This is a genomic window from Calditrichota bacterium, assembly GCA_013152715.1.
Classification (GTDB): Bacteria; Zhuqueibacterota; Zhuqueibacteria; order Thermofontimicrobiales; family Thermofontimicrobiaceae; genus 4484-87.
Window position 1 is genome coordinate 1 of the sequence record JAADFU010000153.1, and the last position, 17,133, is coordinate 17,133.

Here is a 17,133-nt window from a genome sequence, read left to right on the forward strand (position 1 = left end):
GAGATACTTTATCTCTTGCAGATACCGCAGATTTCTTCCGACTCAAAATCTCAATGCCAAATACCCGCTAATCATTTATCACTTACCACTCACCAAAAATTTTTTCACCAGATCCATCGCAATCCCGCTGTCAGTTGTACCTCGTACAAGAGTTCTGCCGCTGGGGAAAATGACCAGTTCATAAGGTGGTTTTTTGAAAATCAGCAAAAAATCATTGACGAGTACGTCACCCTGTTCAGAAAGATTGAATGCTAAGGTCGAGAGATCAATTTTTCGCGGCGTGAAAGGGATTATTTGCAGGGAATTTTCGCCGATGGGATGAATATGAGCGCTGCCGATTTTCCCGTCAAGACGGCGAAACTGACGATTGTTGCACACCGCGCAATTGGGCTGAATTCTGGATTTGGTAATGTCAATGGCGTCGCTCTCTGAATTTTTACCATCGATGACCAGTAGCCTCTGCTTGATTTTTTGTTTCGCATTTTTTAAAATTTCCATCGCCCGGGAAACTTGGGCTTCGGCGATGGCGGAAATTGTCTGCGGCAAAGGGCTTTTTGTTTTGGTGAGAGAAATGTCAGGCATTGCTTCTTTTGATTCGAGGACGCAGTTAAGGCATGAGGTTTTGCCGGGAATAACCGTCATGGCAGCGCCATGCGAACCGTCGATCCAGCTTACCAGCAGCGGTTTTTTCAAATTCACGCAGGCTTCGTTGATGAGTCGGTGCGTGAACGAGTTGTTCACGGCATCGACAATTAGATCAACATCCTGAATGAACTGCAAAATATTCAGCCGATTGACGTCATCAACAACGGGGGCGATTTTTACAGCAGGATTTTGCGCTTCGAAAAATTCCTGCAAGGCAATGGCTTTTGGCAGCCCTTCCATGAATGCGTGTTTTGCAAAAAGAAGATGAGTCTCCGCGTCATTCATTTCCAGAAAGTCCCGGTCGATCAGGCGCAAAAAATCAACGTCGTTTTGCACAAACAAGCGCGCGATTTCCGACCCCAGCGCGCCGCAGCCGATGATGACAATTTTATGTTTGCGATCTGCTGAAATCGTCCTTCTCCTCCACAAAAAAGGCCTCCGCTCAAAATAAAGCGCAGACCTTTTTATTTAAAAATTATTCCGGTTTTTTTGCGATATCCCGGACATCTTCGGAAATGCGGAACAGTACAATCACCACTTCCAGCCAGACCCTGATGAGAATGGTGTAAATAATGAACACAATCGGCGAAAGAATGAGCGCCAAAATGCCCGCCAAAACGCCCGCGCCAAAGCCTTTGATGATTACGGCGATCGCCCCGATGCCGGCGAAAAGAATTCCGATGGCGTAAATGACCTTGATGATTTTGATGGTGACAAAATCTTTGAACGAAAAATCGAACAGCGTGTTAAGAAAATCTTGCATGGCTTTGTCTCCTCTTTTTGTTTATGGTTATTTCTGTTTAAGAATTTTCAGAAGCTTTCGCGCCCCTGAAAGGCGCCATGAAATTATCTCTTCTTTAAATAATAATAAAATATGGGGGGAAATGCAAGAACATTTTGCACGGAACCGCTTTTTAATTTTATTTTTAAAAAATATCTTGACTTTTGTGAGGAAATTTGACATCTTTTGAAAAGTGAAATGATTTGAGGGAATTTACATGCAAAAGCTTTTTGACTGGGTTTATGCAAAAACCGGTGTGACTCAGCTATTTCAGGAGCGTCTGCTGGAAAGTTTGCTGATCATCGGAGTGTTAGTGCTGATTCGGTTCCTCACCTTAAATTTTGTTTATCGTGAGATCGAAGACACGCGGAAACGATACCGCTGGCGCAAATCGGTCACTTATGTTCTCACTTTGATCGGCCTTTTTATCGTGGGACGGATTTGGTTTCAGGGATTTCAGTCCATTGCTACTTTTTTCGGAATTTTCGCCGCCGGTATCGCGATTGCGCTGCAAGATTTGCTGGTGAACATTGCCGGCTGGCTCTTCATCATGTGGCGGAAACCGTTTGACGTCGGTGACCGCATCGAGGTTAATGAGCACGCCGGAGACGTGATTGACCGCCGTCTTTTTATGTTTACCATTATGGAAATCGGCAATTGGGTGGGAGCGGAACAATCCACCGGCAGGGTTGTTCATCTGCCAAACGGCTGGGTTTTCAAGTACAGCCTGGCGAATTATTCCCGGGGGTTTTCCTATATTTGGAATGAAATTCCGGTACTGCTGACATTTGAGAGCGATTGGAAAAAGGCGAAGAAGATTTTGCTCGATATTGCCAATGAGCACGCAGAATCGCTTTCCCAATCCGCAGAAAAACGAATCAAGGCAGCGGCGAAAAGATACATGATTTTTTACTCGAAGCTGACGCCCATTGTCTGGACGTCGGTGAAAGATTCCGGCGTTTTGCTGACGATACGCTACTTGTGCGATCCCCGCAAGCGACGCAGTTCGGAACATGCCATTTGGGAAACCATTCTCGAAGTATTCGCCAAAATAAACGATATTGATTTTGCTTACTCAACAATCAGAATATTCAATAATCCTCAAGAAGGCAAACCAGGAGCCGGCACGGCGAAAAAATAAGAGGAGGTTTTGAAAATAATCGCAAAATCACTTATTCCGGAATGACGCGACGTAATGGAGTAAATGACAAAAAAAGGAACCCGCTTTGCCAAGCAAGGTTCCCTTTCACTTGAGAAGTTCGCCAATGAAAAAAATAGGGCCATATTTGACGAATTTTTCAAAAAATCGAAATCATCGCATCTGACAGCCGCGATGATTGCCGTGCTTCCCCTTACCGTGAAAGCCTTTTTTCCCTGCCATCAAACTGTGGGTGTCAAACATTTTACGCTGTTCCGGCGTTAAAATTTGTCGCACCGCAAAGCGGTGTTGCACCTGCAATTTCTTCAACTCCGCTTTAATTTTGCCGATCTCATCGATTTTTTTGTCGATTCTTTTCATGTTTGGCTGCTCTTCCACCATCATCAGCTTCAGTTCAGCTTGCTTGTTGCGCAGATCCGTTTGCAGCGGCAAAACGTCTTTCTGATGCTGCAAACGCAGATCGGCAACTTTTTGCTGCTGTTCCGCGGTCAAATTCAACGCTGCGAGTCCGCCACAGTGCCGAGTTTTTTTCATCATCATTTGATGTTTTCCCTGACTGGGCTGTCCGATTGCCGCCGGAATGACCAACGCTGTCACTGCGAAGGCAATGACAAATACTTGTACAATTTTTGCGATCTTCATTTTGCACTCCTGTTTTTATTTGTTCTACTGACTGTTGTTTTTATCAATCGAATCGGCAGGGCAATTTGCTGAATTCTTTCCGTCTGCCCCAGGTTTGCCGCGACGGCTATCCCGGTGCATTCTGCCGGTAATCATTTTCATGAACCTTTTCTGCTGCTCGGCGGAAAGCGCTTCCCGATATCGCAATAAATTTTTCACCGATTCGACATCAATTTGTTTTTCCAATTCCTTCAAAGAATCCAATTTTTGCATGACCAAATTTGTATCTACGCTATCCTGACTAATCAACTGCATCATGTCGCGACGCTGCGCGTGAATTTTGTTCCGAAGGGGACGAATTCTCTCGAAAAATTGAGCGCGCAGGTCATTGATTTGCTTTTCCTGATCATCGGTCAAGTTCAGTCTTTTTTTCATCCGGCTGCGAAAGTCAGAGCGATGCGAGCGCGCCGTGTTTTTTGAGTTGTGCAGCCAGCGGTAGTAGCTGAATGTCGCCAGCACGGAAAAATTGATAATTAATGAAATTAACAATAACCAACTTATTGTCTTTTTGCTCATTCTTTACACCTGTTCATTGTGTGTCATCGGAAATTATGCTTTGGTAGACGTCGGTCACCGACTCGTCGGATAACTCGTCAAAAGAATTGATGGCGAGCAAACTTTCGGATTTGATTTCCGACACTGTCTCTGTCCCCGGCGTCGCGTAAAAGAACAACGTTTTCCCCAGATAAAAACCGGTCAGCAGGGAAAAAACGAGCAGCAACATCGCAGCCACCGGAATGGGTAATAGTCGGGGCAGAAAACTCGCTCGTTGACGCCAGACTTTCTTTTCCGATGTTTTATTTAATCGACGCGACAATTTTGTCCAGAAAAACGGCGCGCTGTCAAATTGCTCCACCTTGGCCAGAGCGTCCCAGACAAGTTCCAACTGCTGCAATTGTCTGGCGCAATCCGGGCAATTGCGCAGATGTTCGCGCAGCGCAATCATCTCGTTCGGCGGCAATTGCCTGTCTTGATATGCTGATAGTTTTTTTCTCACAATCTGGCATGTCATTATTTGATTCCTCCTTCTTCCTGATTAAACAAAGCGCAGGAGAAAAACTTTCGTTTAATTTGATTGTTTTTGCTCATGAAATATGAAATTCTCCCAATAAGGGTGCTAACTTTTTTTTCAAATTTAATTTTGCGCGATGCAGTCTGGATTCCACCGCGGAAACAGATGTGTCCAGGATTTCCGCGATTTCCTGATAGGACAAATTTAAATAGCGAAATAAAATCACCGCGATCTTTTGATTTTCCGGCAGCGAGTCGATGGCTTTTTGCACGAATTGCTGCGTCTCAAATTTTTCAATTTCAATGTCCGGTTTGTGATTGTCCGTGATTTTGTAAGCTGGCGCGTCTTGTGGTGAGCCATTATTTGGCTTGCTATCCAGTGAAAAGAAACGCAGTATTTTTTTTCTCCGCTGATGATTCAAACACACATTTAGCGTGACCCGGTAGAGATAGGTCGTAAAAAGAGCACTTTCCTGATAGCGCGGGGCAGCTTCAAAAATACGGAGAAAAACATCCTGCGCCAGGTCTTCCGCATCTTCTTTGTTGCGCGTGAAACGCAGACACATGTTGAGCACCGTGAGCTTGTGCCGCTCCACAAGCCCCTGAAAAGATTCACGGCTGCCATTTTTTACTTGCAGCATTAATTGTTCATCGCTCAGTTTCATCGACGCTCTGATTTATTCTGATCCAGTTCTGTGTTCATCGTTCAAAATTTGTGGTTTGGGGATTCGTAGTTCATGATTCGAAACTCAAAACCCAAAAATTGTAAGTTGCACTAAATTAAACACTCTAACCTTCTTTGACTTGCTCTTTTTCAAAAAAAAAGCCCCCGACAATCGGAGGCTTTTATTGGCAAAAAACAGTTCCGATTACTTGGTTGCGTAACCCAATACTCGATAGTTAAACTCATAATTCAGCGAATTGCTCCAATTCGGATCGAGGATTGTTTTGTAGCGTGTGCCGTCAACCGGGCCTACAGGTTTGCCGTAGGAATAAAACCAGTTGATGATCGGCCGCCCGGTGAAACCCAGCGCGACCCAGTAACGCCCCGGAGAAATACGCGGTTTTTCATTGCTGAAATTGAAATCCACCCAATTGTAGCCGGGCTTGCTGCTGATCTGATCTAATGAAAGCATTTCGCTTGTGGCCACTGTTTTTCCGGGGAGACCATTTTCGTCTTCGAGCAACTCCAGCCACAAAAAGCCGTTGCCGCCGAATTTGTGCAGCACCAGGCCTATTTTTCTCACTTCCAGGGGTTTGTCCAGCACGAACACCTGGGCGTATTGCGATTTTTCCGTCACGTATTCCGCGGTTTCCACCAGAAAGTTTTTCTTCATTTCGTAGCTGTCGCCCGCTTTTTCAGCAGGCCCGCGAGTCGAGAAAAAGTCGATGTTTTTGGGAAATTCCAGATTGCCGAACATGTACGGCTTGCCGTAACTGAGTTGTTTGAGTTGTTCTTGTGAAATCTCTTTGACAGGCTTGGGCGCTTTGACGATCGGGACTTCTTTGAATGTCGCCTGTACTGCCGGCGTAAACAAAAATTTCCGCGGTCCGTAATTTAATTTTTTTGCTTGAATTTGCACGCGATCCGAGACAAAAGAAGCGTCTATTGCTTCTTCAAAATGCGGCGTGGCTAACGCACCCTTGAGCTGGGTCCAGCGAATGAGTCCGTCCTGCGAAGTTTCTTCATTGTCCAGACCCACTTCCACGCGGATAAATCTGTTGCTGACAAAAAGCTGTGTCTGCTGCGGATCGAACGGCACCCACCCCAGGTCAGGAAAATAAACTTCAGTCCAGGAGTGTCTCCCTTGGGCCATTTTCAGCGTTAATTTTCTGCCGCCCATGTCCACGGTGTACGGCTGCTTCAGCGTAATTCCGTTTACGACGCGCGAGGGAATTCCCACGGCGCGCATGAGCGCCGACGAGAGATGAGAGTAATTCTGGCAGTTGCCTTTTCCCGTGTTAAACGAGTAAAGTGCGCCGTAGTCTTTGGGTGTGAGCACATAATGCATGTGATCGATGACCCAGGTCAAAATTCGCTGCACCGCGTCAAATTCCGTTTTTGCGCCGGCCACTAATTGTTTTGCTTTGGCGACGATGGTCGGATTTGTCGCCGGAACTTGTTTTGTCGCCGAAAGATAGGGCTGCACATCCGCCGGGACATTGCGAAACGGAAACGGCGTTTGCGTTTGCAGTTTGGTGAGCAACGTCTTGTTCAGCGCCGTGAGAGAAATTGTCGTTTTGATGGTGCTGCGCGGTTTTTTCCACGACAATTTGACGACTTTGTTGCCGCGTTTGTCCACGTATTCCTCTTTTCCGTCCGGCGGTGGCGAATAATCAAATTTCAAATTGGTGATTTGCTGATTGTAAGTCGGTGATTTAAAAGAAACCGGAATCACGTAACTCAAATAGAGCGTCTGAATCGCCGGTTTGGGCTCCACAACTTGCGTCATCTGATAGTCGATGCGCGATTCTTGTCCGCCGTTGAGCAGGTAATTTTCCGCGTGCAACGGGTAAATCATGACCAATACTAAAAATAAAATGATGGTGATTTTTTTCATTTGTTTTTTCTCCGATTATTAATTGTTTATTTTTCTCCATTTTACAAACCAGGTCTCTTTGAAAAACCTGGTTTGTGGGAAGAAATTTATTTCCAAATAACAAAACTTTTCCGCTATTTCACCCTCACAAATTCAATCCTCCGATTTGCCGCTCTGCCCTCGGGCGTTTTGTTGTCTGCCACCGGATTTGTGCCGCCAAAACCGAGCGCTGTGATGCGCGACGGCTGAATTCCGCGTTTCACTAAATAATCTTTGATCGATTCGGCGCGCTGGCGAGAGAGGCGAAGGTTGATGTGCGGGGCGCCCATAGTATCTGTGTGAGAGCGAATTTCAATTTCCATATCCGGATACTGATTTAACAGATTGAAAATTTTGTCGACAATAATGAACGATTCGGGACGCAGTGCCTGGTTGGCAGGATAAAAACGAATTTCCGTTGAAACAATCTTTTCCCCGATTTTCAGCGCTTCGGCTTGCGGTTTTTCGTCCGGGCAGCCGTCTTCATCCTGATAATCATTGAAATCTTCGGGCCAGTTGGGACATTGGTCCAGCGAATCCGGGATGCCGTCGCCGTCATTGTCGTAATCCGGGCAGCCATCGGAATCATCGAACTGGTCGATATCTTCCGGCGTGTTAGGACATTTGTCTTCGATGTCAGGAATGCCGTCGTTATCATTGTCAGGATCGGGGATTCCGTCGTCGTCCTGAAAACCGTCGATATCCTCCGCTTGATTCGGTGCGCCGTCCATGATGTCCGGGATGCCGTCGCCGTCATTGTCGTAATCCGGAGCGCCATCGTCATCCTGAAAACCGTCGACGTCTTCCGGGTGCAGAGGATCCAAATCGTAGCGGTCATCGATATTGTCTCTGTCGAAGTCGCGATATGTTCGCCAAAAATGACTAAAGCCCAGCGTGAGCTCAATAATGCCATCGTTCCCGTCGTCGCCGAAACCGATTGTGTCTTCGTTTCCCTTGATGAGTTGGTGATATTGAAAACCGCACCTCACGGAATAGCGCGGTGAAATGAAATATTCGATTCCTGCCCCGCCAAGGAAAGTGAGCGTCAATTCATTTCCGCCGACTGCCTTCCCGAGGGAAAGCGCGGACGTGTTAGAGCCCATTTTTCGAATCGCCCACAAGGTCATCCCGGCGCCGGCAGTCAAATAAGTGCGCAGGCGCGAATCTGACCGAAAAAAGTACTGGGCGGAAAAATTCATCGGTACCAGCAGCGTTTTGAACCCGCCGACTGAGACAAATTGTGATCCCTGCGGGTCTCGCGCACGCACCCAGCCGTAGCCCAGCGAACCGTTCAACATGATTAAATTCGAATAGCCATAACGAAATTGCGTACCCGCCCACTGATCAATAGTTGACCGATCCACAGATCCGCCGACCATTTTGACCATGCTGCCAAAACCGCTGATGCCGAAACTTCCTGTGATGTCCTGTCCGAAGACATTTAATTGAAAAAGAACAAATGCACAAAAAACGGCAAAAAACAAAATGCGGCGCAATAAAATGGTGTGTTTTTTCATGGCGCGTTTCTCCGTGATGCCCGAATCCCGCTGTGTTAAAATAAACTAATCAAAATTAAGTAAATTGTCAAGGGATTTTTCAAATATTAACAAAAAGTTAATGAATTAAGAATTGAAAACTTGATTTTGCGAAAAGTTATTAAATTTATGCAAAATTCGCACCAGAAACAGGTAAGTCAAACAAATATTAAATCTGAATCCGCAAATGAAACTACTGCAGTAACGGAATTGAAAACCATGATAAACCATGGCGATTATTCAAAGAGAAATTGAAGCATCACCACAATTTATTGTGATATTAACAAAAGAAAAAATAAGCAGTTAACTGCTTCAAGTTTTAATTTACATTGATTACTTTACTCAATTTACCAACTGTGCGAAATTGCTCTCCTTTGAGCCCTGGAGCCTGTGGGGCTAATTTTACATTAACATTTCACTGTTGCCAAAATTTTACGAAAGGATAAATTGTGAAAAAAAATTTAAAAAAATCCTTGACATTCCAGAATAATTTATTATATTAGGTATACCAGGTATACCTAATTCATATCAGACAAGAATTCGAATCAAAGACTCACCGCAATGAAAATAGACCTGACAGATCCTAAACCTCTTTATCTACAAATTGCAGAAAATATTCGTTCAGCGATCCGCACAGGAAAGTTGCAGGTTGGGCAGCAACTTCCATCCCAATCTCAGATGATGAAAATTTACGATGTGAGTTCAATCACGGTCAAGAAAGCCATTTCCGAATTAGTTCGCGAGGGATTGGTCATCAGCCGTACCGGAAAAGGCACTTTTGTCGCGCGAAAGTCCGGGTTCATGGACCTTTCGAAGCATAAAACAATAGGCCTTGTCTTGAGTGATTTGACAAGCCCATTTTTCTCTCTGATTATGAAAAGCATCGAGTCAGAGACTTCGGAGAATGGATATAATTTGATGGTATCCAATTCATCCGAACGACGCGATAAAGAGGAAAATTTAATCAATCATTTTAAACGCATCGGAGTTGACGGCTTAGTAATCGCCTCATTATCTCATCAATACCGCGCCACATCCTCAATCAGAAAATTAGCCGAAGAAAAATTTCCATTTATTATGGTTTCCTACATCGAAGATGAGGACATTCCTTTTGTGGGAACTGACCATGAAGCTGGCGCTTGTATGGCAACGGAGCATTTGATTAAATTAGGTTACAAAAAAATTGGCTACATAAACGCTGAAGAGGGAAATTTATTGGGTCAGATCAGAGAGAAAGCATTCCGTCACACGCTGAAAAAACATGGCATCCCGATTAATGAAAATTACATAGAAAAGTTTCCCTTTAAAATGAAAGATTATGAATCGGGCCACAAATTAGGCAAACAATTTTTCACCAAACCAGATAGACCTCGCGCTTTGTTTATTTACAACGACCTTTCCGCTTTGGGTTTTCAGCAAGCAGTGTTAGAACAGGGCTACAAAATTCCCGAAGATGTCGCTATTATCGGATTTGACAATATCGAACAGGGAAAATATTCGCCAGTACCGCTCACCACGATTCATCAGCCAACCGACTTAATCGGTCAAATTGCCTATCAAAATCTCATTGCAGCAATCGAAAACAGAAATTTTCAGATACGTACGATTTTAAAACCTGAGTTGATAATACGAAAAAGTTGCGCAACCTATTAGATTTTGGTTTGATAAAGATGCTTTTTCAATGCAAAATTCAAGGATGAAGCAGGATTTCCTCAAAAAATTTCAAGGAGTAATCCATGAAGCCCAAAATTTTGATGATTTTGCTTTTGACTTTGACGCCTTTCTTTACGCTTTTTGCCGGCGCTTCAGGAAAAATTATTGGCACAGTAACAGATACGAATACCGGCGAGCCTCTTCCTGGCGCAAACGTGTATCTGGAGGGCACAGCTATCGGAGCGGCGTCAAATCTAAAAGGCGAATATTCGATCTCTCCTGTTCCCCCTGGAAGCTACACCGTAAGCGTTACATTTATCGGCTACAAATCCAAAAAAATCCCCATTCAAATTGAAACAGGTCAAACGCTTGAGTTAAACATAAAGCTTGAGTTTGATATTGTTAAGGGACAGACTGTGGTAATCACCGCGCAAGCCGAAGGACAGGTCGCGGCAATCAACCAGCAGCTCAGATCAAACACTATTAGTAATGTCGTTTCTGCCGAGCGAATTCAGGAACTGCCCGATGCAAATGCGGCAGAGTCTGTGGGCCGTTTGCCAGGGATTTCCATTAAAAGAAGCGGCGGAGAAGGACAGAAAATTATCATTCGAGGTCTGGCGCCAACTTACAACGTGATCACTATTGGCGGCGAAAAAATACCGGCGACAGACCTGGATGATCGCTCGGTGGATTTAAACATGATTTCTCCGGAGATCCTGGCGGGAATCGAAGTTATAAAGGCGCTGACTCCGGACAAAGATGCCGATGCCTTTGGCGGTATTGTGGATTTCAAATTGGCGAATGCACCGGAAGGTGGTTTCAAGTATAATTTTAAATTCAAAAATGGCTACAATGCGCAGCGCAATGAATTTGGCCAATATAAAGGAAGTTTAACGATGAGCAATCGCTACAACGATGAAAAATTTGGCATTATGGTCACCGGAAATATCGAGCGTGCGCAACGCGGTTCCGATCAATTCAATGCATCCTACATAATTATCAGAGAAAAGCGGGAAGATGAAGAATTTGCCCCAATTACTACCGATGAAGTGAAACTTGCTTATTCCGATGAAATACGCAAACGTATTGGGTACAGTATTCTGATGGATTACAAATTGCCAAACGGAAGAATCATGCTCAGCAATTTCATAAGCCGGCTGGATAAAAATGAACTTATTAATTATGAGAAATGGGACAACGAAGCCAATGTGCATGAAATTCGCTTGCGTGAAAGGCATAGCCAGATAGACGTATTATCGAATGCTTTGTCCGGGCTCCATCATATTTTTGCCGGAGAACTTGATTGGCGCATATCGAGAACGGCATCGCTTAATCGGCAGCCATTTGATAGCCGCATTCGCTCACGTGAGTTGAGCGCTTTTGATTTCTCTAAATTACCATACTCCTTTGGCCCGGATGAACTTATTGCCGCGGCAAATAATGATTACGACGAGATGTTTCTTTATGAGGGCAATTTTTATACAGAAAAGTCATTGGAAAGCGATAAGACCGCCCAACTCAATTTTAAGTTACCTTTTACGTTAACGACAAAAGTCTCTGGTTATGTGAAATTTGGCGGGAAACACATCGAAAAAATAAAAGAACGTGACCGCGGAGAACGCAGCAGCAGGTTAGATTATACAGCGCTGAATAGACACGAGATATTTGAAAGACATCATCCTCGCTATGGTCAACCAGGTTTCGAATATATATGGGATGAAACAGGCTGGCCTTCCATGATGAATTACCTTGATCCGTCGTCTGATGTGGAAAATTTTATGAATGGGCGGTATAGGTTTGGTCCGGTTATGAGTCGTAATGATTTAAACTATTTTCTAAATTCCTATTTACTGGATTCGCTCTATATAACGTCGTCTTTAGCAGATTTGGATGATTACGAAGCGACCGAATCCGTGACTGCGGGATATATCATGGCGGAACTTAATTTTGGACGGGCTTTTATGTTTCTACCTGGCGCTCGCTATGAATATACACGAGACAAAATGACCGGGCGGAAAGGGACAGTTCCCAGCCTTCATATCGAGCCGGAACTGAATAGTCCGTTTGTTTCAGACACTTCGGCTACGGTCGCCTACGGACGCTGGTTTCCGATGATTCATTTCCGGGTCAGGCCGACAAATTGGTTCGATGTACGCCTTGCTTACACAAAAACTTTCTCCAGACCAAAATTTAGCCAGATGCTCCCAAAGAAAAAAGTCTATGAAAGTGAAAAAACCGTTGAGTTTGGCAGACCCGATTTAAAGCCGCAAATATCGAACAATTACGATGTTTTCCTCTCATTTTATAGCAATAACATTGGTTTGTTCACTATTGGCGGCTTTTACAAGGAAATCAAAGATTTAATTTTCAGCCGCGAAGGCCACTTTATTCTGGATGCTGAAGCAGAAGGTTACACGCCGGATCTCCAGGCGCACAAACTGAGTCAACCGGAAAATAATTCTTTTCCCACAAAAGTGCGGGGATTAGAATTAGAATGGCAAACGAACTTCCACTGGCTGCCCAGTCCTTTCGACGGAATCGTGCTCAATGCCAACTATTCCCATATCTGGTCTAACACAAATTATCCCCGATCTTTCGTGTTAAGGGAACAGATTCCCGTTTTCCCGTTCCTGAAGACATCAGTAATTGACACATTTCGCACCGGGAAAATGCTCGATCAAAGCGATGACATAGCAAATATTGCGCTTGGCTATGATAAGGGCAAATTTTCTGCACGGTTATCACTTCTCTATCAGGGACGAACTCTCTCATTGGTCGGCGAAAGGCCTGAATTGGACGGTTATACCGCTGATTTATTGAGGCTGGATTTGTCAGTAAAATATCGTCTAACGAAATATCTCGATTTTTATTTCAACTGGAACAATATCACAGATGAGCCCGATGAATCGTATCAGAGCCAGATTAAGTATTTGACGGCGGCAGAGTACTATGGCTGGACAATGGATGCTGGTGTGGGGTTGAATTTCTAAATTTGCTTATCTGTTTAAAAAAAGAAGGGAGGTGATAATCGATTTCAGAGAGTAATAATTTCTACAAAAAATAAGGAGGTGATGCACGCTAGCTGTGTTTTATATTTGTGGAAGAACAAACAATCAATTAGGAGGACAAGATTATGAAACGAAATTTTACAATCGTTACTTTAGTTGTCTTAGGTTTCTTCTTAACATTGGGCATGTTCGCTGACTTGCTCGCTCAAGATACGCTTGATGTCGCTCAAGGGTATGAAACATTGAATGTCGCGGTAGAGAGCGACACTGTTTCTCCGAACCCAAATCGTGTGTACCGGCTGGCGAGAGGCGGCGTCTATTTGCTCAATGGTACAATTAAAGATGTTGGCGTTCCTATTCGAATTGTTGCGGCTAAGGGTAACGGTCCCAAGCCGCTTCTTATCATGACTGCTGATGAAAGTGGTGAATCGTCGCGCTATTTCAGACCTGGCGAAGATGGCGAATGGAGAGGTTTGTACATTTCCGGAATTGACAATTTGGGAAATCAGACAGGGAAAAACACCTGGCGCATTGGCAAAGAAGACGGCAGATACGTTATTGACAACTGCATTGCCGATGGCGATGCACAAAGTTTCATTCGCATGGATGCTGATGGGCAAAAATTATTTATTACAAATTCCATCTTTTCAAATTCTTTCCGTTTATCATCACCCGGCAATGGACGTTTTTTGGATACTCGCGGCAATACGCAGGACACGATTTTTGTACAAAATTGTACATTTTTTAATGGTACGGGAGATGTGCTCCGAAATGGCGGCGGCATTGTAAAATATATCGTATTTGACCATGTTACCATTGAAAAAGCAATTGGATTGAATAATGATTTTGAATTCAATCGCAACGTGTATTGTCAGTTTACAAACAATCTACTCCATGATATGGGCTGGGAAGGAAGAGATTTGATGTCGGTGGATTCGATCAGTGGATGCATCATGCCGGTCGATTCGCTTAATGCCCCGGAAATTGCCACCGAAGAACAAAGAAAGTACATCATGAAAAATAATGTCATGGGCTGGTCTCCGGAAATCAGAAACTGGATCGAAAGCAAAGATTCCTTGCAATTGTATCCCTGGACAGATGCGCCAGGAGAATTCTTTTTCTCCAATTTTTCCAACTTCATGTTTGAAAATAACATAATCGAAGATGTCGTATTTTCGGACGGCCCTGATGCCACATTACATCTCGCTTATATAGAACACAGATATAATGATAATTACCTCAATAACAATAATCCGGATATTCGATTAGATCGCAACGGGGTGGGAACATTGACTGACAATCCCGAAACATTCGGGCCGGCGAGTGATGAATATGATTTTGATTACGCCGACACGTTTGCGGCTTACACTCATGCAGTGGGCGGATTTCCTGTTGGCGATTTGAACTGGTTCCCGGCGAAGAAGGCGGAATGGGAAGCGGCGGGAAGCCCCATGACAGGCGTGCATCCGGTGAATAAAATGAATACACCGGCTCAGTTCGAATTGGAACAAAATTTTCCCAATCCGTTCAATCCCACGACTTCGATCGTTTACCAATTGAATACTGAACAAGCTGTGACACTGGGTATTTACAACATGCTGGGTCAAAAAGTCCGCACACTGGTCAGCAATCAGGTTCAGACCGCAGGTTCCTACAAAGTGCAGTGGGACGGTTGTAACGAGGTTGGTGTTTACGCGCCGAGCGGCGTCTATTTTTACAGATTGCAGGCAGGCGATAAAATTCAGTCGCGTAAGATGCTGTTAATCAAGTAATTAGTGCTGAATGATTGCCGCGAGATCCATTTGATTGAAACATCGATTGACAAAAACTTTAATTGGGCGGTGGCGCTTTTTGGTTGACACCGCCCGATTAAAAATTTCGAATCCTTTTAGTGAATGAATTTTAATTACATTCAATGGAGCGAATAATGAAGCGATTAATTTTCACATTGCTATTCGCGCTGATGATTTTTTCCAGCTTGCTCTACGCACAAAGTGAATATGCTTCAATATTAATCTCGACAATTGGGAGTTTGCCGAATGGCGACATGGCACAAAAACTTGGCGACAACCCTCGTCTGACAAGGCGGGCCGGTTTTGATATCGGCAAAGATGTCGGACTTGCCACTTCAGGCTACGGCGCCGGGGTCGAACTCAACACGCCTGTCCTGACTCCTGGGTTAGGCTGGATTGTGAGTTTTCGCTTTCTGATCAATAGCACGGACAGCAAAGAAGCGGAGGCGGAATTCAAACATCTTCTGGGCGATACGGTAGATTTTGTGTACGAGACCGGGAACTGGATTAATTTCCCGGTAATGAGTGGGTTTCGTTACAAATACGATTTGACTGAAAATTTTAGCGTTGCCGCACTCATGCAGGCGGGCATTAATTTTTCCCGAGCGCCGTCGAGAACGGGCACAGTGGACGGCGTTGTCGCGGAAAAAACCACGTTTAATTTCACGAGGGATTTTGGCTACGAATTTGGATTCAGTTTTGAGATGTTCAAAAAATGGAATCTGTCTTTTACTTATTTAAATTTGAATGTGCCCAGATATGAAGGATCTCGTTATCTGTCAGAAAAAGTTTTCCCCGAAATTTTCAGTAACGAGAACAATATCCTGGGTGAAGAACGTTCGGCTTCCATGTATCTGATTAGTTTAGGTTATTACGTATTTTAAAAGGAATTTCAAAACAATGATGTTTCCCAGACGAATTTTTTCCTTGGCGTTGCTATTTATCGTGATGGCGATTTTTTTCTTCGTCGGTTGTCAGAAAAAAATAGCACCGGTCGCTCAGCGCCAAGTTAATAAAATTGTATTTTTGTCAAACAGAGATGCCCAAAAACGAGAATTTGATATTTTCTCAATGAATCGCGACGGCAGCGACCCAGTCAATTTAACAAAAAACATTCCCGGCGTGCGGGCATTTTCAAAGCCTTGCGTTTCTCATGATGGCAAAACGCTGATTTTTTTAACATTTCAACCGCCAGTACGAACTTTGTATTCGATGCAAATGGGCGACAGTGTTGCTGTTCCACTCACTCAATTAAAACACGATAATCCACAGGTCTGTTTTTCTCCCGATGACAGATACATTGTTTTCGTAGATCTCGTGGAAGGAAGGCATCAAATTTTCCACATGAACCGTGACGGTTCAAATCGACGCAACCTTTCCCAGAATAAATTCGACGATACCGATCCCGACTATTCACCGGATGGGAAAAAGATATGTTTCACCACCAAGAGAGGAAAAACAGAGTCAATCGCCATTATGAATGCTGACGGTTCTGGTCAGAGTATTCTGACAGATGACAAAGGTGATGATTTTAATCCGTCATTTTCGCCCGAAGGCGACAAAATCGTTTTTAGTTCGAGAAGAAAAGGGATTTCGGATATTTATCTTTTGGCGCTATCCAGCAGGAAAATCTTTGCCCTTTTTGCAAATAAATCCTACGACATCGAGCCGCAATTTTCACCGGACGGCAAACAGGTACTCTTTATTTCCAATGCCAGAGGTATCCAATATCGCGATTTGATGCTGATTGACTTAAAATCAAAAAAAGTCAGAAATTTAACGGAAAGTTTGAATCACTTCAATCAAAATCCGCTGTTTTCACCAGATGGGAAATCCATATTATTTGAATCGATTCGGTTTGAAGATGCTGAAATTTGCCAGATTGGCATTGACGGAAAGAATTTTAAAAATTTGACAAATCATCCCCAGTGGGATTTGGCGCCGACGTGGTAGCATTGGCTTTGTCGGAGAGAAATTTGAAATTTGCTTTTGCTATGTGGCCGATTAACTGGCTGTCGACATAGTAGGAGCAAAAATGATTTCGGAAAAACGAAGGTGGAGATTAGCAATGATATTGGACTTGTCTCCACTTTTTGATTAGCTTAATTATTTTTTGGGGATTTAAGAATACAAAAGTTAACCAAAAATCTAATCCCATGTGAGATGTTTATTGGGGAAAAATAGAAATGCAGCAGGCAAAATAGTTACGGATTCAAAAGACTGAGGTTGAAAGCAGAAAGGACTGATGAAATGCTTTATCCACAAAATAATCGATGTCGTGTTGCGAT

The 17,133-nt window shown here is 44.0% G+C and carries 14 protein-coding genes; 6 read left to right on the top strand and 8 right to left on the bottom strand.

The features are described 5' to 3' along the window. Positions 1-78 precede the first annotated feature (78 nt). Together GXO74_12025 and GXO74_12030 are read right to left on the bottom strand one after the other, a co-directional pair. A complete protein-coding gene (locus tag GXO74_12025; protein ID NOZ62395.1) occupies positions 79-1,074 on the bottom strand; it encodes a hypothetical protein in 996 nt (331 codons plus the stop codon). Between the two features lie 46 nt (positions 1,075-1,120). Further along, positions 1,121-1,408: a DUF4282 domain-containing protein gene (locus GXO74_12030; GenBank protein NOZ62396.1), complete on the bottom strand. Its 288-nt coding sequence runs from the start codon at positions 1,406-1,408 to the stop codon at positions 1,121-1,123. Between the two features lie 235 nt (positions 1,409-1,643). On the opposite strand from GXO74_12030, the gene GXO74_12035 reads away from it, so the two are divergent. Further along, positions 1,644-2,567 (top strand): mechanosensitive ion channel family protein, encoded by a 924-nt coding sequence (locus GXO74_12035; protein ID NOZ62397.1) that lies wholly within the window; start codon positions 1,644-1,646, stop codon positions 2,565-2,567. A gap of 171 nt (positions 2,568-2,738) precedes the next feature. Here GXO74_12035 and GXO74_12040 read toward each other — a convergent pair whose 3' ends face one another. The 6 genes from GXO74_12040 to GXO74_12065 form a co-directional block, all read right to left on the bottom strand. Next, positions 2,739-3,227 (bottom strand): periplasmic heavy metal sensor, encoded by a 489-nt coding sequence (locus GXO74_12040; GenBank protein ID NOZ62398.1) that lies wholly within the window; start codon positions 3,225-3,227, stop codon positions 2,739-2,741. Between the two features lie 24 nt (positions 3,228-3,251). Beyond that, positions 3,252-3,782, bottom strand: coding sequence for a Spy/CpxP family protein refolding chaperone (locus tag GXO74_12045; protein ID NOZ62399.1), 531 nt, complete (start codon positions 3,780-3,782; stop codon positions 3,252-3,254). Positions 3,783-3,795: 13 nt separating this feature from the next. Further along, the gene (locus tag GXO74_12050; GenBank protein NOZ62400.1) at positions 3,796-4,278 is read right to left on the bottom strand and encodes a hypothetical protein; all 483 of its coding nucleotides are present in this window, start codon (positions 4,276-4,278) and stop codon (positions 3,796-3,798) included. Between the two features lie 73 nt (positions 4,279-4,351). Then, positions 4,352-4,942, bottom strand: a complete 591-nt coding sequence (locus GXO74_12055; GenBank protein ID NOZ62401.1) for a sigma-70 family RNA polymerase sigma factor — start codon at positions 4,940-4,942, stop codon at positions 4,352-4,354. Between the two features lie 204 nt (positions 4,943-5,146). Then, a complete protein-coding gene (locus GXO74_12060) occupies positions 5,147-6,838 on the bottom strand; it encodes a transglutaminase domain-containing protein (GenBank protein ID NOZ62402.1) in 1,692 nt (563 codons plus the stop codon). A 113-nt stretch (positions 6,839-6,951) separates the two neighbouring features. Beyond that, positions 6,952-8,373 carry an OmpA family protein gene (locus GXO74_12065; protein ID NOZ62403.1) on the bottom strand — a complete coding sequence of 474 codons (1,422 nt, stop codon included), beginning with the start codon at positions 8,371-8,373 and terminating at the stop codon, positions 6,952-6,954. 579 nt (positions 8,374-8,952) lie between these two features. Here GXO74_12065 and GXO74_12070 point away from each other — a divergent pair. From GXO74_12070 to GXO74_12090, 5 genes are all read left to right on the top strand, one after another. Next, positions 8,953-10,044: a GntR family transcriptional regulator gene (locus tag GXO74_12070; protein NOZ62404.1), complete on the top strand. Its 1,092-nt coding sequence runs from the start codon at positions 8,953-8,955 to the stop codon at positions 10,042-10,044. Positions 10,045-10,127: 83 nt separating this feature from the next. Beyond that, positions 10,128-13,034, top strand: coding sequence for a TonB-dependent receptor (locus GXO74_12075; GenBank protein ID NOZ62405.1), 2,907 nt, complete (start codon positions 10,128-10,130; stop codon positions 13,032-13,034). A gap of 143 nt (positions 13,035-13,177) precedes the next feature. Then, a complete protein-coding gene (locus GXO74_12080; GenBank protein NOZ62406.1) occupies positions 13,178-14,824 on the top strand; it encodes a T9SS type A sorting domain-containing protein in 1,647 nt (548 codons plus the stop codon). 155 nt (positions 14,825-14,979) lie between these two features. Then, positions 14,980-15,729: a hypothetical protein gene (locus tag GXO74_12085; protein NOZ62407.1), complete on the top strand. Its 750-nt coding sequence runs from the start codon at positions 14,980-14,982 to the stop codon at positions 15,727-15,729. A gap of 16 nt (positions 15,730-15,745) precedes the next feature. Next, positions 15,746-16,798 (top strand): hypothetical protein, encoded by a 1,053-nt coding sequence (locus GXO74_12090; protein NOZ62408.1) that lies wholly within the window; start codon positions 15,746-15,748, stop codon positions 16,796-16,798. Positions 16,799-17,133 lie beyond the last annotated feature (335 nt).

Bases quoted from the DNA above. Each gene is read 5' to 3' on its own strand.
- GXO74_12085 (NOZ62407.1), top strand. From the start codon at position 14,980: ATGAAGCGATTAATTTTCACATTGCTATTCGCGCTGATGATTTTTTCC.
- GXO74_12060 (NOZ62402.1), bottom strand. From the start codon at position 6,838: ATGAAAAAAATCACCATCATTTTATTTTTAGTATTGGTCATGATTTAC.
- GXO74_12080 (NOZ62406.1), top strand. From the start codon at position 13,178: ATGAAACGAAATTTTACAATCGTTACTTTAGTTGTCTTAGGTTTCTTC.
- GXO74_12040 (NOZ62398.1), bottom strand. From the start codon at position 3,227: ATGAAGATCGCAAAAATTGTACAAGTATTTGTCATTGCCTTCGCAGTG.
- GXO74_12035 (NOZ62397.1), top strand. From the start codon at position 1,644: ATGCAAAAGCTTTTTGACTGGGTTTATGCAAAAACCGGTGTGACTCAG.
- GXO74_12075 (NOZ62405.1), top strand. From the start codon at position 10,128: ATGAAGCCCAAAATTTTGATGATTTTGCTTTTGACTTTGACGCCTTTC.
- GXO74_12045 (NOZ62399.1), bottom strand. From the start codon at position 3,782: ATGAGCAAAAAGACAATAAGTTGGTTATTGTTAATTTCATTAATTATC.
- GXO74_12090 (NOZ62408.1), top strand. From the start codon at position 15,746: ATGATGTTTCCCAGACGAATTTTTTCCTTGGCGTTGCTATTTATCGTG.
- GXO74_12070 (NOZ62404.1), top strand. From the start codon at position 8,953: ATGAAAATAGACCTGACAGATCCTAAACCTCTTTATCTACAAATTGCA.
- GXO74_12050 (NOZ62400.1), bottom strand. From the start codon at position 4,278: ATGACATGCCAGATTGTGAGAAAAAAACTATCAGCATATCAAGACAGG.
- GXO74_12065 (NOZ62403.1), bottom strand. From the start codon at position 8,373: ATGAAAAAACACACCATTTTATTGCGCCGCATTTTGTTTTTTGCCGTT.
- GXO74_12030 (NOZ62396.1), bottom strand. From the start codon at position 1,408: ATGCAAGATTTTCTTAACACGCTGTTCGATTTTTCGTTCAAAGATTTT.
- GXO74_12055 (NOZ62401.1), bottom strand. From the start codon at position 4,942: ATGAAACTGAGCGATGAACAATTAATGCTGCAAGTAAAAAATGGCAGC.